The following is a 16,920-nucleotide window of genomic DNA, read 5'->3' as shown; positions in this document are numbered from 1 at the left end:
AAATTACTTTTTTAGCACTATAATTCAACTGAAAGCGTAGCATAAACTTGCGGCTCCGAAGAAATCGACAAAGCAATCCAGAAAGAAAATTTGTATCATATATTATGATACTAAGATATCATATATTATAAAAATAAAATATCATATATTATGATACAGTTATATTACAATATATGATATTCTCATTACCTCATAAGAGATGCTTTATCACTTAAGCTTCGGACAAAGTAACATCAGATAGAGAACGCCCACACTCAGCACAATCACCGCCCCCAACTGCGAAGCCATTGCATCCGACAGGAAGCCCATGAAAAGGGGAAAGACAGTACCTCCGAACAGCCCCATAATCATCAGCCCGGATATCTCGTTCTTACGCTGGGGCATGGACTGGATTGCCTGCGAAAAGATGATCGAGAACACGTTCGAATTTCCGAATCCAATCAACCCTATACATATATATATGATCTCTTTGCCGTGGAACAAAGACAATCCGACCATTGCCAGCGCCATCATTGCAACGCTGATGCCAAAGAATATCTTGGCCGACATGCGACTCAGAATAAAAGCACCCAGGAAACAACCGGCCGTACGGAAGATAAAATAAAGACTGGTGGCAAACGATGCATCATGTAATCCCATTCCCAAACGCTCCATCAGGATTTTCGGAGCTGTTGTATTCGTTCCGACATCAATGCCGACATGGCACATGATGCCGATAAAACACAACAGAATAAAAGGCTTACCCAGCAAGGCAAAGCATTCTCCGAATGTCGAAGGTTTCCCTTCCGGCTTCTCTTCGTCTATCTGCGTTGCTCCCAACAAAAGGATTGTAATAACTGCAACAACCATATAAACCGGGAAAAGTATCCGCCAGCCCAGGCCGAAAGAAGGAATCGCAGCCGTTGCTCCCCACATCGCGATATAAGGAGCCAGGAAAGAAGCGATAGCCTTTACAAACTGCCCAAAAGTCAGACTGCTGGCCAACTTATCCCCACTGATGATATTCGAGAGTAACGGATTCAAAGAAGTCTGCATCAAGGCATTACCGATACCCAGCAGAGAAAAGGAAATAAGCATCAGCATATAACCATCGCCAAAGATTGGGAGCAGCAAAGAGAAAAATGTAACGAACAGGCTGAGTAATACAGTCTTCTTCCGTCCGATCCGGTTCATCAGCATTCCGGTTGGAACAGAGAAAATCAGAAACCAGAAGAATACAAGTGACGGAAAGATATTCGCCTCCGAATCTGTCAGATTCAAATCGGCCTTCACATAGTTGGAAGCAATCCCCACCAGATCCACAAATCCCATAGCGAAAAACGCCAGCATGACCGGGATCAACTTTATATATAAACCTTTTTCTTTCATGATCATTCTTTATTCGGATAAGGAGGCCATGCCCCTTCCTGTGTACAAACGAAAGCGGCCGTTTCGACAGCAAGCTGATGGGCTTCACGCAGGGATTTCCCTGTTAATATAGAATAGACAAACGCCCCGGAAAAAGAATCGCCTGCTCCTACCGTATCGACAACCTGTACTTTAGGAGTCGGGATAGTGGACTGCTCATCCGGCGAATAAATCGAACTGAAAGCGCTTCCAGCTGTCAGAATCACATATCTGAGGTTATATTTCCTCAACATCTTACGGCACACTTCCTCGTCCGTACCTTCCAGATCACACATGCTGCGAAGCAATACCAGTTCCTCGTCATTCACCTTAAAGACATTTGCTTTATGCAACAACGTTTCAATCAGCTCTTTAGAGTAATACGATTGCCGGATATTGATATCGAAGAAGCGCAACGCATCTTCACGTGCATACGACAATAAAGACAGGATCGTTTCTCTTGACGCCTGCGAACGCAAAGCCAATGTGCCATAACAAATGGCATCCGCCCTCTTTACCAGGTCGATAGATTCCTGGGTTAGAGGAATATGGTCCCAGGCAACGCCTTCAATGATTGTGTAGGTCGGAATACCATCCTTCAGTTCCACCATCACACTTCCGGTCGGATATTCTACTGTTCCCAAGCTATTGGAGATATGGTTCTTTTCCAATTCCTGAACGATTTCCGTTCCCGACAAATCATTTCCTACTGCACTGACGGCATATCCCTCAGCTCCCATTTGTGTGGCGTGATATACAAAGTTGATCGGGGCACCTCCGGCACGCTTTCCGGTTGGCAGGACATCCCAAAGGAGTTCGCCGATACCGACTACTACAGGTTTATTCTTTTCCATGATATTTCAATTTTTAAAGTGCTAATTTATAAATATTCAACGAATTTACCCGGCAGGAACCATCCTTACTGTAAAAGTTCAGACAGTTGTAAGGTTCGTTCGGGAAAACAAGATTGGTCATAGCCACCTTTCCGCCATCGAGGAAGACTTCGACAGAACATTTATCTACAAAAATCCGAAGCGTATGTTCCTGTGCCGGAGATAACGGTCCCCAGGTCGCCAAAGCAAAATCGTCCACATAATTAATGGAGTTGGCGATACGGTTATCGTGCGCTTCCTTTTCATGCGGAACGCTATTCTTTCCAAAGTCCACGATACCGCTATGCACCCTGTCCATAACCAGCTTCTTCGCATTCTGGTCCAGATAAATATCCACATACTCACCTATCCCGTTCACCAGCTGAAAGCCTGCGATACTCGATTTACCGGTTGCTACATTCATATTTATCTCGAATGCGCCATCATTTCCGGCAAACAGCGTATCTATGCTGACAGCTTTATTCGCCTCAACCGTGAAAGCAGGAATCTCGCGTGTCTCTTTCCGGAGCGATTCCAGTTCCCTGACCGGATTCACTGCCATATACACCTCTTTCCCTTCGGAATACATAGTCAATTCGCGAGGCAAAGCATTGGCACTACGATACTGCTGCGTAGGAATAATATTCGCATACTGCCAATTGCTCATCCAGGGCACGGCAATGACACGGTCGCCGGTATTGGAAAAGCAGACTGTCGCATAATGGTCTTTTCCCCAGTCCATCCATTTGACTACTTCCGGTTTCGTATCGCAGACAAACTTTGTCCCGTCGAAATCCCCGATAAAATACTGCGTAGCCGACCCTCCGAACAAACAACCCGGATTGATATTGACAATCAGCGCCCATTTCTTGATATTCAAATCCCCGTTTACCGGCAGTTGCACCATATCCGGGCATTCGAACTGACTCGGCTGCACACCGTACCCGTCACCGAAAGCACTCATATACGTCCAGTCTTTTAAATCCCTGGAAGAATAAAACCGCATTTCCTTATCGGCCGACACAATCATCACCCACTTCTTTTCCGGAGCATACCAGAACACTTTCGGATCACGGAAATCTTTCAGGCCGTCGAACGGGGTAAGGACAGGGTTCTTTTCGTATTTGGTAAACGTACGCCCGTTATCGCTACTGTGAGCCATACATTGTATCTGTCCGTTCTTATCGCTGGCGGAAGTATAGAAGGAGACGATCGAACCGGCACCGTAACCGGCCGTATTATCCTTGTCCACAACGGAACTGCCGGAAAAGATATGCCCCATCGTATCACGGGCCAAAGCAACCGGAAGATGTTCCCAATGAACCAGGTCACGGCTTACGGAATGCCCCCAATGCATATTTCCCCATACCGAACCGTAAGGATTATACTGAAAGTAAAGATGATATTCGCCATCCTTATAAACCAGTCCGTTCGCATCATTCATCCAACCATACAACGGAGTATGGTGATAAAGAGGACGGAATTTATCACGGTTGGTCGTATCGAACGTGTCGGAGAGTTTCATCTCTTTCCAGCATACGGCATCCTTCGGCGTTTTGCGGATACGGACAACCGCCTCTTTTGCTCCGGCAGGCAGTTCGAAAGGGACGAAATAATCCGTTTCCTTTTTAGCCAGACGGATATCCATATCCGTATCCGCCGGATTCCCCGTCACAAGACACACCTGCCCTTCACCGGTATGTTCTTCCACCGGCAACAAGAGGTATTTGGCCGGATTCGTAATATGGACAAACGTTAGTGTATCGCCCTGCTGCTCCAAAGTAAATCCTTCTTTAGAGGCGGACTGGCAAGCGACCAGGCTTACTGATACGGCACAGCCCATCAGAAAATTCTTACTGTTATTCAAAATCGTTGCTTTCATATGATAATAGATTAATTGTTAAAATGTAATGTTTGCACTAAATTCTACGGTGAAGGGACGGATATAGCTGCCGGCCATCCACTGCCCGTTATGCTTGGAGGCATCCTCCTTCTTATCCAGTTCGGCTCCCGAAATACTGCCGCGTGCTCCGGTCTGGTTCAGGATATTCACGACTGTCGCTCCCAGGCTAAGATACTTATTTACTTTGTAATTAACACCTCCGAATGTTTCCCAACGACCATTAAAATAATAGGCATTGTTGATATTGGCATACGTCTTGCTGAAATAACGGGCGCTCAACCAAACCCGAAAGTCTTTATAGGTGTAACTCGGATCAATCTCCAGCAGGACTTTCGGTATTTCCGTCACGATATTGCCGGTAGCATTGATACCGGCATAGCTGCCGTCCGAAAAATTCACACCTGTTTCATACTTCTTATAGGTCGGATTCTGGTAAGTAAACAGGAAGTGCAGGTCGAAACCTCTGAACAACTTGGCAATCAGGTCAGTCGTCCACCCGATAGTTTTAATATCGTAGCTGAGCGGGGCTGCGTTGATATCTTTCGAGTTATTCGGATTAATCAGGTTCAGGGTAGAGTTGTTGTTCGTCTTTCCGATATAAGAGAACAAAGACGTCAGGCTCAACCAGTTATTATTATAATAGATACCGGCACGTCCCAACGGAATGGATACTTTCTCCACATTCGGCAATTCGGACGGGGCAAAACTGGAGATGGCAGGATGCTGCGTATTATAAGTGAAATCGCCTGTAAAACCAAACTGCCCGGTCAGCTTGTAAGTCAGGGCAAACGTATAGACCTGATTGAACCAGTTATAATCGAAATCCTGCGGAGCGACGGTTCCGGTCTGTCCGTTCTTATTATAAGCCGCACCCAAATGATAGTTAGGGAAACGTCCCAATACGCTGTCATTCCTCAGATAGACCGCTGCATTCTGGCCGTGCATCTTCTGATATTCGAAGCGGGCACCGTAGTAGACATTGATTTTGTCGTTGATATCCCAATCGTGGGTAAAATAAAGGGCCAGTTTATTTTCATACCCTTTGTAATATTCGGAAGCATTCTTGTTGAAGTCGTAGTAAACGCCATCGGTATAACCTTCTTTCATCAGCCGGCTCGGATATTCTTCCACTGTATGGTCGTACATGGTGGTATTGGAGGCATAATCAATCTTATAATGCCACTGGTTCAACCCGATACGCCAGGTTCCGTTTTTATATTCGCGCGACAGTTCGGAAGTCAGGAAGGTTTCATCTATATTACCGCGATTCAGACAAGACATGCGGCTTTGCACATAGCCTTCATAAGGAGTCAGATTGCCTTCCAGGTCTTTCAGGGAATAGCCGTCTTCCGAAGTCTTCTTTTCCAGCGACATCGGCGTCTGATAGACATAAGAGCCGAGCGCATGGTCGTATTTGGCATTCACAATCCATTTCAGTCCGTTGTCCCATTTATAAGCATGATGCAGGCTAATCTGGTTGCCTTTATTCAGGGAGGCATCATAGAGGTTAGTCTTCTTCAATTCACCGGAACGCATATCCATATAAACCATCTCGCCCGTTGTCGGCAGGTAAGAACTTGTGCCCAGTTTAAAACCGGGAATCTCCTTCACACTTCCGTCGCCCACATACATAAAAGGGGCATTGGTCGCGGCATTCGAGGGCCAGCGGCTGTTGCTGTAATGATAAATGACCGACAACTCACCGCGGTCCTGATGATAACGTTTGGTGATAGCAGCTTTATAAATCTGTGTACGGTCCTGATTGGAAGCAAAACGCAGCTTGAAAGTTCCCGGGTCGAAATCCTGATAAATACTTCCGCTGTAAAACCAACCTTTTCCGGCATTACCGCTGATATTCAGGTCGATTTGCTGCTTTCCGAAATGATTCGTATTATAATTCAGTCTGCCCCGGAACTTTTCCGTCCCGAGCTGGGTATGAGAGTTTACTGCATATCCGACAGTACCGGTTGTGATAGCCGTTTCCGAAATCTTCAATAACCCGACATGCCCCAGGCTACCGTCACCACGCCAATGGGTATTTACATTATGAGGATTGGAATTGTAGACGACTGGCAAACCATTTTCGAGGACATTAACATCACCACCGGGCAGTCCGATGGATATCTCGCGGGGACCATTCGCACTGGAGGCATTCAGCATCACATTGCGGCTGTTCGTTTCATTTGATTTTTCCTTATTCACCTGAACGGTATCTTTTACCGCTTCCTGTGCATATGTTGCGGCTGACAAAGTACAGCCGGCAATTAATAAAAGGAAAGACTTCTTCATGGTAATCATGGCAACTGTTTTCATATAGAATGTTTTAATGTTGTTCTTGCTAACAAGTTTTCGGGAGCAAATGTAGAGGCACTGAAAACAATCGGATATAACAAAACGAGCCAATCCTGTCACATTCGTCACATACCCTGAAATTCATTCCAATAGTATAATATCCGTCAGATAAATGCGACAAATGTGATAGGAAAAAGAAGTTGTTTTTTTGAGGTCTCCTCAAAGCCTCCTTTGAGAGCTCGTTGAAGCAGGCTTTGAGGGACTGTTAAAGCAGGCTTTGAGACGTCCTCACAGCCTCTTGTGACCGGCACTCACAAAATGTTGCCTATTCTGATGTATTCTGATACTCTTTCGGGGTTTGGTTATAAACGGCCTTAAAGCATTTGGCAAAATAGGCGGGAGACGAAAAGCCTGTGCGGTAAGCAATCTCGTTGATATTGTATTGCTTTTGTTTCAGAAGAACGGCAGCCTTCTTTAAACGGTAGTTACGGAGAAAATCGACCGGGCTGGTTCCGGTCAGGTCTTTTATCTTACGGTGGAGATGGCCGCGCGACAAACCGAGCGTATCACTCAACTTCTCCACATTAAATTCAGAATCGGTATATATCTCTTCAATCTGTGTCAGGAACCGGCGAAGGAACAGGTCATCCATATTCTCCACCTTCTCCGGTTGCGCCATCAGCATATTACTGCTTTGCAGCTTTTTCAGAAATGCTTCGCGCAACTTTTTTTGTTCATCGAGGATACGGATTATACGGAGTTTTACAAAGTTCACATGGAAAGGCTTCTGGATATAACCGTCCGCCCCGCCCGATATGCCATACATACGCTGACGTTCATCCGACAAGGCCGTCAACAGGATAACGGGAATATGGCTGATGGCGATATCCGTTTTTATATTGCGGCAAAGTTCGAAGCCATTCATTTCCGGCATCATCACATCGGATAAGACAAGCGATATTTCATTTTCCTCCTGAAGAAGATTCAAAGCGACCTTTCCATTGGTAGCGGTAAATACGCGGAAGTTCTCCGATAATTCCTTTTCCAGGAACGCACGGACCTCATCATCGTCTTCAACAACCAAAACGGAATAAGGATATGTCTGTGCCAACAACGTTTTCTCTTCGGAATCATCCAGGTTCGAAGCATCATACGCCAAATGGGAAACAGGCAGTTCCGTGATATATTCGCCGTTCAGCTGCGTCTTATCTTTCCGAAGGCAAACGGAGAAAACGGTTCGCTGTCCGGGGACACTTTCCACTGTTACCTCTCCGTTATGCATCTTTACATATTCATGGACCAGATGCAAACCGATACCTGTCCCCACCCGGCTGTTCTCCGAATAGAAACGGTTGAAGAGATAAGGCAGATTCTCCGGTTGGATACCCGAACCATTGTCTTCGACATGTATCGTCACCCATTCGTCCGACTCTTCCAGCGCTACCCCAATCTTTCCCCCTTCGGCCGTAAACTTAAATGCATTGGATAACAAATTCACCAACACCTTCTCAATCATATCCGCATCCATCCAGATACGGCAGTTCTTCATGTCCGAGGCAAAAGTATAGGTAATATTGCGCACCTTCGCCATACTATTGAAATATGACTTCACCTCACTGCTGAACGAAACGATTTCCGTCTCACGTATCTTCAGTTTCTCCTGCTTATTCTCCACCTTCCGGAAATCCAATAGTTGATTGATGACGCGGAGTAAACGCCCCGCATTCTTATGAATCAACTCCAGGTCTGAAAGGTAGGGGGAATCGTGCAATAAGTTAAGCAACCTGTCCAACGGCCCCAATATCAGTGTTAACGGAGTACGTACTTCGTGGGATATATTGGTAAAGAACTGGAGTTTGGAGGCTGTCACCTCTTCTATCTCCGCATTCAGGGATATCAGTTTACGGCGCTGTTCTTCCTCTTTCTTATTAATCTCACGCAGTTCGCGGTTTTTAAGCCGTATCTTACGGTTAATATAGAATACATAGACCGACAAAGAAATGAAGCCAACCATCAAAAGCGTGATAACACTCAATGAATCCCGGAGAAAATTAAAACGGTTCAGCAGTTCATCCATACGGCTCCGCTGTGTCTCGATACGTTGTTGATAATTGCTCAACCGTTCAGATTGAAGCAACAAGGTCTGGGCAGCCGATTTATCAACCAAACCGCTCAACAAAGGAATATATTTATCCACCTTCTCCCCTCTAAGCAACTGCATGGCGGTCCGTATCACCTGTTCACCGCCCGTTGGATAAAGGAAAGAGACATTAATCCGTCCATCCGCCACCGCTTCCAGTCCGGCATTGGCCACGGCATCCATCCCTATAATATGTAATTCCTTACCGCGCACCGGGTCTATTGCCTGAAAATGTTCACGGGCGGCAATAGCCATCATATCGTTATGAGCATAGACAAAGTCGATGGGTTGTGAAAAGTCTATCTCTTTCAGGCGTTTGGCTGCGACATCATACCGCCAGTCGCCTTCCACGGGGCGAAAGGTTAAATCCGTCCGTTCCTGCAAGGCATCCCGAAAACCATTGTGACGTTCCTGAGCGGGAGAAGAACCCATCATTCCCCAAATTTCAAGAATAGTGGCATGAGGCGGTAAATGTTTGGCAGCATATGTTCCGGCGGCAAAACCCAGATCATAATTATTCGCTCCGACAAAGGTGGTATACTGGTTCGTGTTTACTTTGCGGTCGGTGATAATCGTTGGGATGCCTGCACGGAATGCTTCTTCGGCCACATCTGTTATCGGCGCTGACTCGAAAGGTGAAATAATCAGGACATCGACCTTTTGTGCAATCAGTTCGCGTATCTGTTCGATTTGTCGGTCGTTATCATTATCGGCATCCTTAATAAGGACTTTAATACTATCATAATTGGATGCCTCAATCCCCACCTCCCGAATCATTTGCTGCCGCCAGGCATCATCCAGCATACATTGGGAAATTCCTATCACATATTTCTTTTCCCTATCGGCACGGTCGCAACCGGCAAGCAACAGGCATAAAAGGAATAATATGGATAGGAAGTGTTTCACATTTTTCTAATTATGTACCAACGTCCCAATATTCTCGCCGCTCATCACCTTCTTCAGATTCCCGTTGGTATCCATATCAAAGACAATGATAGGCAGATTGTTTTCTTTACACATGGTAGTCGCTGTCAGGTCCATCACTTTCAGGCCACGAGTGTATATTTCATCATAAGTAATATCTGAGAACTTAGTCGCAGTCGGGTCTTTTTCCGGATCGGCTGTGTAGATGCCATCCACACGTGTACCTTTCAGCATCACATCGGCTTCAATCTCGATACCTCTTAAAGAAGAACCTGTATCGGTTGTAAAGAACGGATTACCTGTTCCGCCGGACATAATCACCACATTACCCTGTTCCAGCAATTCGATGGCACGCCATTTATTATAAAACTCACCGATCGGCTCCATCCGGATAGCAGTCAACACCTTTGCCTTTACTCCCTGTGCAACCAGCGCAGAACTCAAGGCCAAACTATTGATTACCGTTGCCAGCATCCCCATCTGATCACCTTTCACCCGATCGAACCCTTTAGACGCCCCACTCAGACCACGGAAGATATTACCTCCGCCTATGACAATGCCGATTTGGACACCCATCTCTGCAATCTCCTTGATCTGTGCTGCATACTCATTCAAACGAACTTCGTCGATACCATATTGTTTACCTCCCATCAGCGACTCACCGCTTAACTTCAGGAGAATTCTCTTGTATTGTGCCATCTTTCTGTTTTTTGATTTTTAATTGTTCTTCTGCAAAAATACAGTATTTCGATTAGCAAACAATATCGGAAGTCAATTAATCCGGTTTTATTTAATAAAACTGTATAGCCTATGTAGCAACTCTGTAATGCCGTCCCCCTACTTTTGCTACCGAAATGAAACACACTTTATTCCTTATTTTGAAAAACACTAAGAAAACAACCAAACCTTCTTCCTAACTTTAGCATTCCCCTCCCCTTTCAGCGGAAAGAGACAGGGGAATGTTACTTTACAATTTCATATATCTTTTTCACTTTTAAAGCCTGAACAATACAGCCTGACGCACTGTTTCATAAACAAAGAGACATTAAACAAAAAGAATCATTTAAAAATTAAGCAGTTATGAAAAATGTATTGATTGGTATTGCTGCCGGTATCGCTATCGGCTATGTGCTTCGCAAAATGGAAGACGACGGTAAATTCAAATGTATCCACGACGACATGAGCGAACTGGCCGACAGAGCAAAAAAGAAAATCAAAGATGTAGTCGACAAAGGTGTTAACGAAGCCGAATATATCGGTGACCGTGTCGAACATATCACCGACAAAGTCAAGAAAGGGGCAACAAATTAATAGCTATTCAAGGATTATCGCTACAATATGTCACCAATTCTGTCAAACATAGCTTAAACAAGTGACAAAAAGACAGAATTAGGCATTAAATCCAACTGGCACAAAGTTTGCTTATTGATAGCTGAACGAAGGGTTCGGAAAGAGCCCGGAGTTCAGTAAATTATTGAATGTGTAACTTAAAAATAGGAGATTTAATTATGATGCCGATCAGAAAAAATCAAAATTGGTTACCGAGTATCTTCAATGATTTCTTCGATAACGACTGGATGGAAAAAGCTAATTCAACAGCACCTGCTATCAATGTAATTGAAAGCGAAAAAGATTATAAGATTGAATTGGCTGCCCCGGGAATGACAAAGGAAGATTTCAATGTCCGTATCGACGATGACAACTGCCTGGTTGTTTCAATGGAAAAGAAAAACGAGAATAAAGACGAAAAGCATAACGGACGTTATCTACGTCGCGAATTCTCATATTCTAAATTCCAGCAGACAATGATATTGCCGGATGATGTTGACAAAGAAAAGATCAGCGCTAAAGTAGAACATGGCGTATTGACCGTAGATGTTCCTAAAAAAGCGCCTGTAGAAACGGCCAAATTACAGAGAAACATTGAGATTAAATAAGTAACCTCATCATTAAATAATGATATCCCCCGACGGAATTTCCATCGGGGGATATTTTTTATCTGGCTTCTCTCTTCGCAGGGATACTGACAGATGAACTTTATTTTATTACTTTAGTATTAATACTACCACTTGTTCGCCCGTCGCAGGTTAATTGGCAAGTAGAGGTTGTGTCAAAACGCTGGCACAACCTTTTTTTATGCACAAAGCCCAGACTTTCACAAGCCCGGGCTTTGTTATTACCCAAAGTTTTTGTATCTTTAGGCATAAAGTTTTTCATTATGGCAAAGTTACATTTTCGTCCTTACATTCCCAACCAAACAGTTCTTTTTCCCGGAAGAATTGATGAAAACATAGCAGCGAACGATCCGGTTCGCATAGTTAATACTGTTGTTGATAATCTCAATCTTGACAATTTCAAGAAGCTTTATAAAGCAACCGGTCGTTGTCCTTATCATCCTAAAATGATGCTTAAGGTGATTATCTACGCCTACATGAACAATATCTATTCGTGCCGCAAAATAGAGAAGCTTCTCCTACGTGACATTCATTATATCTGGCTTTCCGGTAATGAACATCCGGATTTTATAACCATCAACCGTTTCCGTAATCGTGTAAAAGAAGAGATAAATAATGTATTCACGCAGTTGGTTCTTGTCCTTGTCGACAAAGGTTTCATCAGCCTTGACGTAGAGTATATTGACGGTACCAAGATTGAGTCCAGAGCCAACAAATATACTTTTGTCTGGCGCAAGACAGTCGAAAAGAACCGTACAAAGCTGATGGATAAGATCCGCATTCTCCTGGAGCAGGTGGATGAAGCCATAGCCCAAGAGAACTCCGCCAAAGACACACCCGTAGAGTTCACTCCCGCCATGCTCTCAGATATAGTGAATGAACTTAAAGAGGTGCTGGAACACCAGCCTGTAACAAAGGACAAGGAACAAAAGAAAGTCATCCGGGAAAAGAAGAAACAGGTCCGGGAACTTGAGGAGTACCGTGACAAGTTGATGGAATACGACAACCATCTTGACACTCTTGGAGAACGCAACTCCTATTCCAAGACCGATCCTGATGCCACCTTCATGCGCATGAAAGAGGACGCCATGAGAAACGGACAGACCAAGCCCGGATATAATCTGCAAATAGGTACCCAGAACCAATTCCTCATAGACTTCCGACTGTTTCCCAACCCAACCGATACACTGACCCTCATACCTTTCTTCCACTCCTTTGAGCAACGCTATAACCGCTTACCGACTGTCGGTGTGGCAGACTCCGGTTACGGCTCGGAAGAAAATTACCGGTTCATGCAAGATAATGGGATAGGAGCCTTTGTTAAGTACAACTACTTCCATAAAGAACAGCGTCCCCGTTATACCCCCAATCCATTCCATGCGGAGAGTCTCTATTACAATGCGGAAGAGGATTATTACGTTTGTCCTATGGGGCAGCACATGAACCGTATAGGAACCAGGCGTGACAAAACAGCTAGCGGATACATCACCGAAAGTGCCCGGTATAAAGCACAAAGATGTGAAGGGTGTCCTTTACGTGGCAGTTGCTTTAAAGCCCGGGGGAACCGTATTATAGAAGTCAACCACCGGTTAAACCAATACAAACGGCAGGCACGGGAAAGGTTACTCTCGAAAGAAGGCATCAGGCATAGGGGAAGGCGATGTATAGAACCGGAAGCAGTTTTTGGACAAATGAAACACAACATGGCATACAAAAGGTTCCGGCATGTGGGAGAAGACAAGGTTACAATGGACTTTGCCTTCTTTGCTATAGCTTTTAATATCAAAAAGATGTGTACAAAACTACTAAAAGCAGGAAAGAGAAGGAGTACACACACTATATTTATCTTTATCAGACCACGTGTGGCTCAACATACGACGAATATTAAGCCTTATTACCTAATTACTGAAAAAATAGTCGCATAGACAAAAAAAGAGGAACGACTATTTTTAAGATAAAAAAGGAGATGTGCCTTAGTTTTGACACATTTACCCGACCGCATGGTGGTAATTTTAGAATTATCTATTATTTTACGATTGCTTTTACAGCAGCTTCGCCTTCAACAGCCACAGTCACATAACCTGCCGGAGCAGAGATAGTAGCTTCACTGGAAGTGATTACTGTATTAGCAATAGTCTGTCCAAGAACATTGCTGATAACAACTTTCTTACCTTCAGCGCCTTTAACGATTACGGCTCCGTTAGTTGCAACTACTGATACTGTTGATGTAGCAATTGTTTCGTTATCTGTTGCCATATCATCTTCTGAACCTATCTCGATATTGAATACCAATGCATTATCACCACCGGTTCTTGCATTTTCAAATGTAGATGATTTTGAATCCGACAGAACCAAACAACCGTTCTGGCTCTTCAACCAAGCACCATTGATAGGAGCAACATCCAAATCGCTTGCTTCCTTGTCTGATTCAATCAGGAATGCAACATCCAAGTTTTCTACTGTTGCAGCAGCTGCCTTATCCGGATTGATGTAACGGAATGACCAAGTATAATTCTTGTGAGCATCTTTCTTCAATTCAGATTTCAAATCAATGATATAGTCAGCGTCAATTTTAGCAGCTTTGTAAGCAGCCTTAATTTTTGCCGTATCCAAATCAGCATTAGCCAGTTCTTCAAAACCATTTGTCAAAACATACAAGCTATCACCAATATGCATAGCATCCACAAAACCGACACGAGTATAGTCACCAAACTGATACAACTTATCTGCATCTTTAGCCTTCAGAGAATCTGCGAAACTTACCAGATATTTAGCTCTTGTAAAGCCAGGTTTTGCAGGAATAGCGTGAGGACAAGTCCATTCTGTAATACCGTTCAGGTGTTCGTGATCCAGTTCACAAGGTTTAGCCGGTTCTGCAATTTTTTCACTCTGACTCACATAGATGAAATACTGCGGTTTGATCTTTCCATTAGGAGCATTATCAATTGTCGCTGTATCAACCACAAATGACAAACCAGCTTTCGGATTAACTTTATCTTCTCTTTCGATACCCAAATAGCAAACTCCTTCATTTTTGAATTTCTCATTGTTTTCATCCATCAGATATTCACCACGATAATATTCTTTGAACTTCAGAAGCTTAGCTGCATCTTCCTGGCCTTCTACAGCACCATCTAATGCAGTATTGAAACGACGATACAGAGGAGCGTTATTTTCTACAATTGCAAATGCAGAAGTTCTTGTTTCTTCCAGCACATTATCTTTCAAGATTACGCTCAGATCTTCGTCAGCCGAACCAATCTTCGTTGAATCAGTTGCTGCGACATTGATGAATGCATAGTAAGGACGAGCTGCTTCTACAGATTCAGCTTTATAGAAATTATTTTCTTTCAGATAGAACTTCTTAGCTTTAGCTTCATCAGAAGTCATTTTGTATCTGCCCTCGCTATCTAATGTAATATAAAGATTACCCTTAGAAGTCTTCACATACGGAGTGTACATAACACGTTTCAACTGTTTCAAACCTGAAATTTTAGCTTTCAATGCATTATCCACAGTAATACCATAAGGAACTTCAGCTGTTTCTTTATTCATAAAGAATGACAATTCAGCATCTTTCACATACAGGATAGAATCCCCGTTCATACCGATGAATTTATCATCAGCATATGAATGCAGATAATTGAACTTGTAAGACATTACATCCAACACCTTGTTATCCAAGTTCAAATAACCTAATTTTTCATTACCTAATGCAGCAGCTGTTACAGGCTTGATATCCAGGGAGTCAATATTATGCAGACCACCTGCAACAAACTTGTAAGCACCACCTTCTTCCTGACGTAACTGAATGCTTTGTTTTACACCGGCAAATTCACGGTTAATAAGTGTTACAGTTGACAGCTCGGCAATTTCCGAAGTTTCTTCATGATCTTTTAAGATAACCCACTGGTAAGCCGGCATGTTCATCACTTCCTGCTCAGAAGCTTTTACAGTAACCCATTTCGGAGCATTAGCCCAAGCATTTACTCCATTATCTTTCTTCGTATTATAGATAGGAACAGCCAAATACTGGTCTTTATCATTCTTGATTACATAAACACCGTTATTTTCTGATGTACGGTTTGTTGTACCTTCACCCAAGAAAAAACGAACGTTTGCAGGAGATGTACCCAAAGTAATCTCATTAGAAGCTGTTAATTTATTCAAGATAACAGTTTTATCAGACTGTGACTGATCCCAAAGAGTAGCCTTGCCGTTCACAGTTGTTGCTGTAGCACCTGTTGAACCATTTTTCTTGTTATAACCTAATACTTCAATAGCAATACTATCTTGTGTCGGATAATAAGTAAATTTAAATTTGGAAGATGCGGCCAGACGACCAGGTTGAACATTCTTTATATATTTATTACCCTGCCATGTATCAGTGACCATCTTATCTGTTCCAAACTTAACAAAATCCTGATTGTTTACAGACAAACCATCGATATAAAAAGTATCTGCCAACAGATAAGTATCTTTATAAGGATCTGCATCATTGGCATCATCAATAACCTGTAACAAAAGTCCCCCCTCAGATACATTAAAATTACCATTCTCTACATACATCTTGAAATTATCTTCATCTGTAGCAGCAGCCTGAATATCCCATGCTCGGAAAGTATTATCTGTAAATTGATTACCTAATGTGCTATTTACTCCTTTTTTCAGTTCCGGAGTTGATCCTAACTTGAAAGAATCTCCTTCCGGATCGGTAGCTAATTTGGTATTCAAGTCTTTTGCACTCAGAGTTACAGCACCTGCAGTAATAGGAGCCAGTCTCAAATGACGACCTTCCCATTTATCTCTGCTGGCATGAGCTTTTACCAAATAAACATCTTCTGAACTAGTATAACCATTGCCAGTTGCATTAGGAGTAGCAGTTGCGCCTGTTACCAAAGTAACAACAGAGTCTTTTGCAAAATAAGAAATTAAACCGCTTGTTCCGAACGGAGAAGACTGAGTTTCTGTTGAACTTTTCCATTTCCAGGAAGAAGCAGCTCCGTTCATTTTCACAAAACCATCTGCTGCTGCATAAGTTTTAGTAGCATCATACAAAGGAGCATCACCAGGATTAACCATCAAAGGTATACCTGTTCCTTTATTTACAAATGTAAAATCAGGACCAGTAGCATTGTTGCTATAAGAATACTGAATAGACCACAGTGTTGAGTTTACATCTGTTACAGCAGTAACATCTTTCAGTTTCAGTGTGTAACCATTACCATCCGGTACCATAACAAGTACTTTGCCTGCAGTAGCGTCACCTAATTGATAAAACTTGTTAGTTTCAATCTTCGTTACATCCCTTGTACCTTGGCTGATTGTTGCAGCCTGAGTAGAAGAGAACAAAGTCGAAGCCATACAAGCAATCGCCAAAGTAGAAAACTTTTTGTTCATAATCTAAATTTTAATATTAATAATAATGTTAATGAAATAGTTCTTATC

General features: G+C 43.3%; 10 protein-coding genes. 3 read left to right on the top strand and 7 right to left on the bottom strand.

What is annotated here, in order from left to right; genetic code table 11:
• Positions 1–207: 207 nt before the first annotated feature.
• The 6 genes from K6V26_RS25485 to pyrH form a co-directional block, all read right to left on the bottom strand.
• On the bottom strand, positions 208–1,374 hold the full coding sequence (locus K6V26_RS25485; protein WP_087880817.1) for an MFS transporter: 1,167 nt from the start codon (positions 1,372–1,374) through the stop codon (positions 208–210).
• On the bottom strand, positions 1,371–2,240 hold the full coding sequence (locus K6V26_RS25480) for a carbohydrate kinase family protein (RefSeq protein WP_046146117.1): 870 nt from the start codon (positions 2,238–2,240) through the stop codon (positions 1,371–1,373). The genes K6V26_RS25485 and K6V26_RS25480 overlap by 4 nt, the downstream gene beginning before the upstream one ends.
• Before the next feature lie 13 nt (positions 2,241–2,253).
• A complete protein-coding gene (locus K6V26_RS25475; protein ID WP_224264196.1) occupies positions 2,254–4,140 on the bottom strand; it encodes a DUF4980 domain-containing protein in 1,887 nt (628 codons plus the stop codon).
• Between the two features lie 18 nt (positions 4,141–4,158).
• Positions 4,159–6,450, bottom strand: a complete 2,292-nt coding sequence (locus K6V26_RS25470) for a TonB-dependent receptor (RefSeq protein WP_224265879.1) — start codon at positions 6,448–6,450, stop codon at positions 4,159–4,161.
• Between the two features lie 328 nt (positions 6,451–6,778).
• A complete protein-coding gene (locus K6V26_RS25465; RefSeq protein WP_224264195.1) occupies positions 6,779–9,499 on the bottom strand; it encodes a substrate-binding domain-containing protein in 2,721 nt (906 codons plus the stop codon).
• Between the two features lie 6 nt (positions 9,500–9,505).
• A complete protein-coding gene (pyrH, locus tag K6V26_RS25460) occupies positions 9,506–10,216 on the bottom strand; it encodes a UMP kinase (protein WP_005867363.1) in 711 nt (236 codons plus the stop codon).
• Positions 10,217–10,597: 381 nt separating this feature from the next.
• Between pyrH and K6V26_RS25455 the strand changes: the two genes are divergently transcribed.
• The 3 genes from K6V26_RS25455 (at position 10,598) to K6V26_RS25445 (ending at position 13,397) form a co-directional block, all read left to right on the top strand.
• Entirely contained in the window at positions 10,598–10,828 is a 231-nt protein-coding gene (locus K6V26_RS25455; protein WP_009859943.1) for a hypothetical protein, read from the top strand.
• 197 nt (positions 10,829–11,025) lie between these two features.
• A complete protein-coding gene (locus K6V26_RS25450) occupies positions 11,026–11,454 on the top strand; it encodes an Hsp20/alpha crystallin family protein (protein ID WP_009859944.1) in 429 nt (142 codons plus the stop codon).
• A gap of 281 nt (positions 11,455–11,735) precedes the next feature.
• Positions 11,736–13,397, top strand: coding sequence for an IS1182 family transposase (locus K6V26_RS25445; RefSeq protein ID WP_224263243.1), 1,662 nt, complete (start codon positions 11,736–11,738; stop codon positions 13,395–13,397).
• 100 nt (positions 13,398–13,497) lie between these two features.
• Here the strand turns inward: K6V26_RS25445 and K6V26_RS25440 are convergent, their stop codons facing one another.
• Entirely contained in the window at positions 13,498–16,872 is a 3,375-nt protein-coding gene (locus K6V26_RS25440; RefSeq protein WP_224264194.1) for a DUF6383 domain-containing protein, read from the bottom strand.
• Positions 16,873–16,920 lie beyond the last annotated feature (48 nt).

It is taken from the genome of Parabacteroides goldsteinii, assembly GCF_020091425.1.
In the GTDB taxonomy this organism is placed as follows: domain Bacteria; phylum Bacteroidota; class Bacteroidia; order Bacteroidales; family Tannerellaceae; genus Parabacteroides; species Parabacteroides goldsteinii.
Note: the sequence above shows the minus strand (reverse complement) of the source record. Positions and strands in the feature narration are given on the sequence as shown.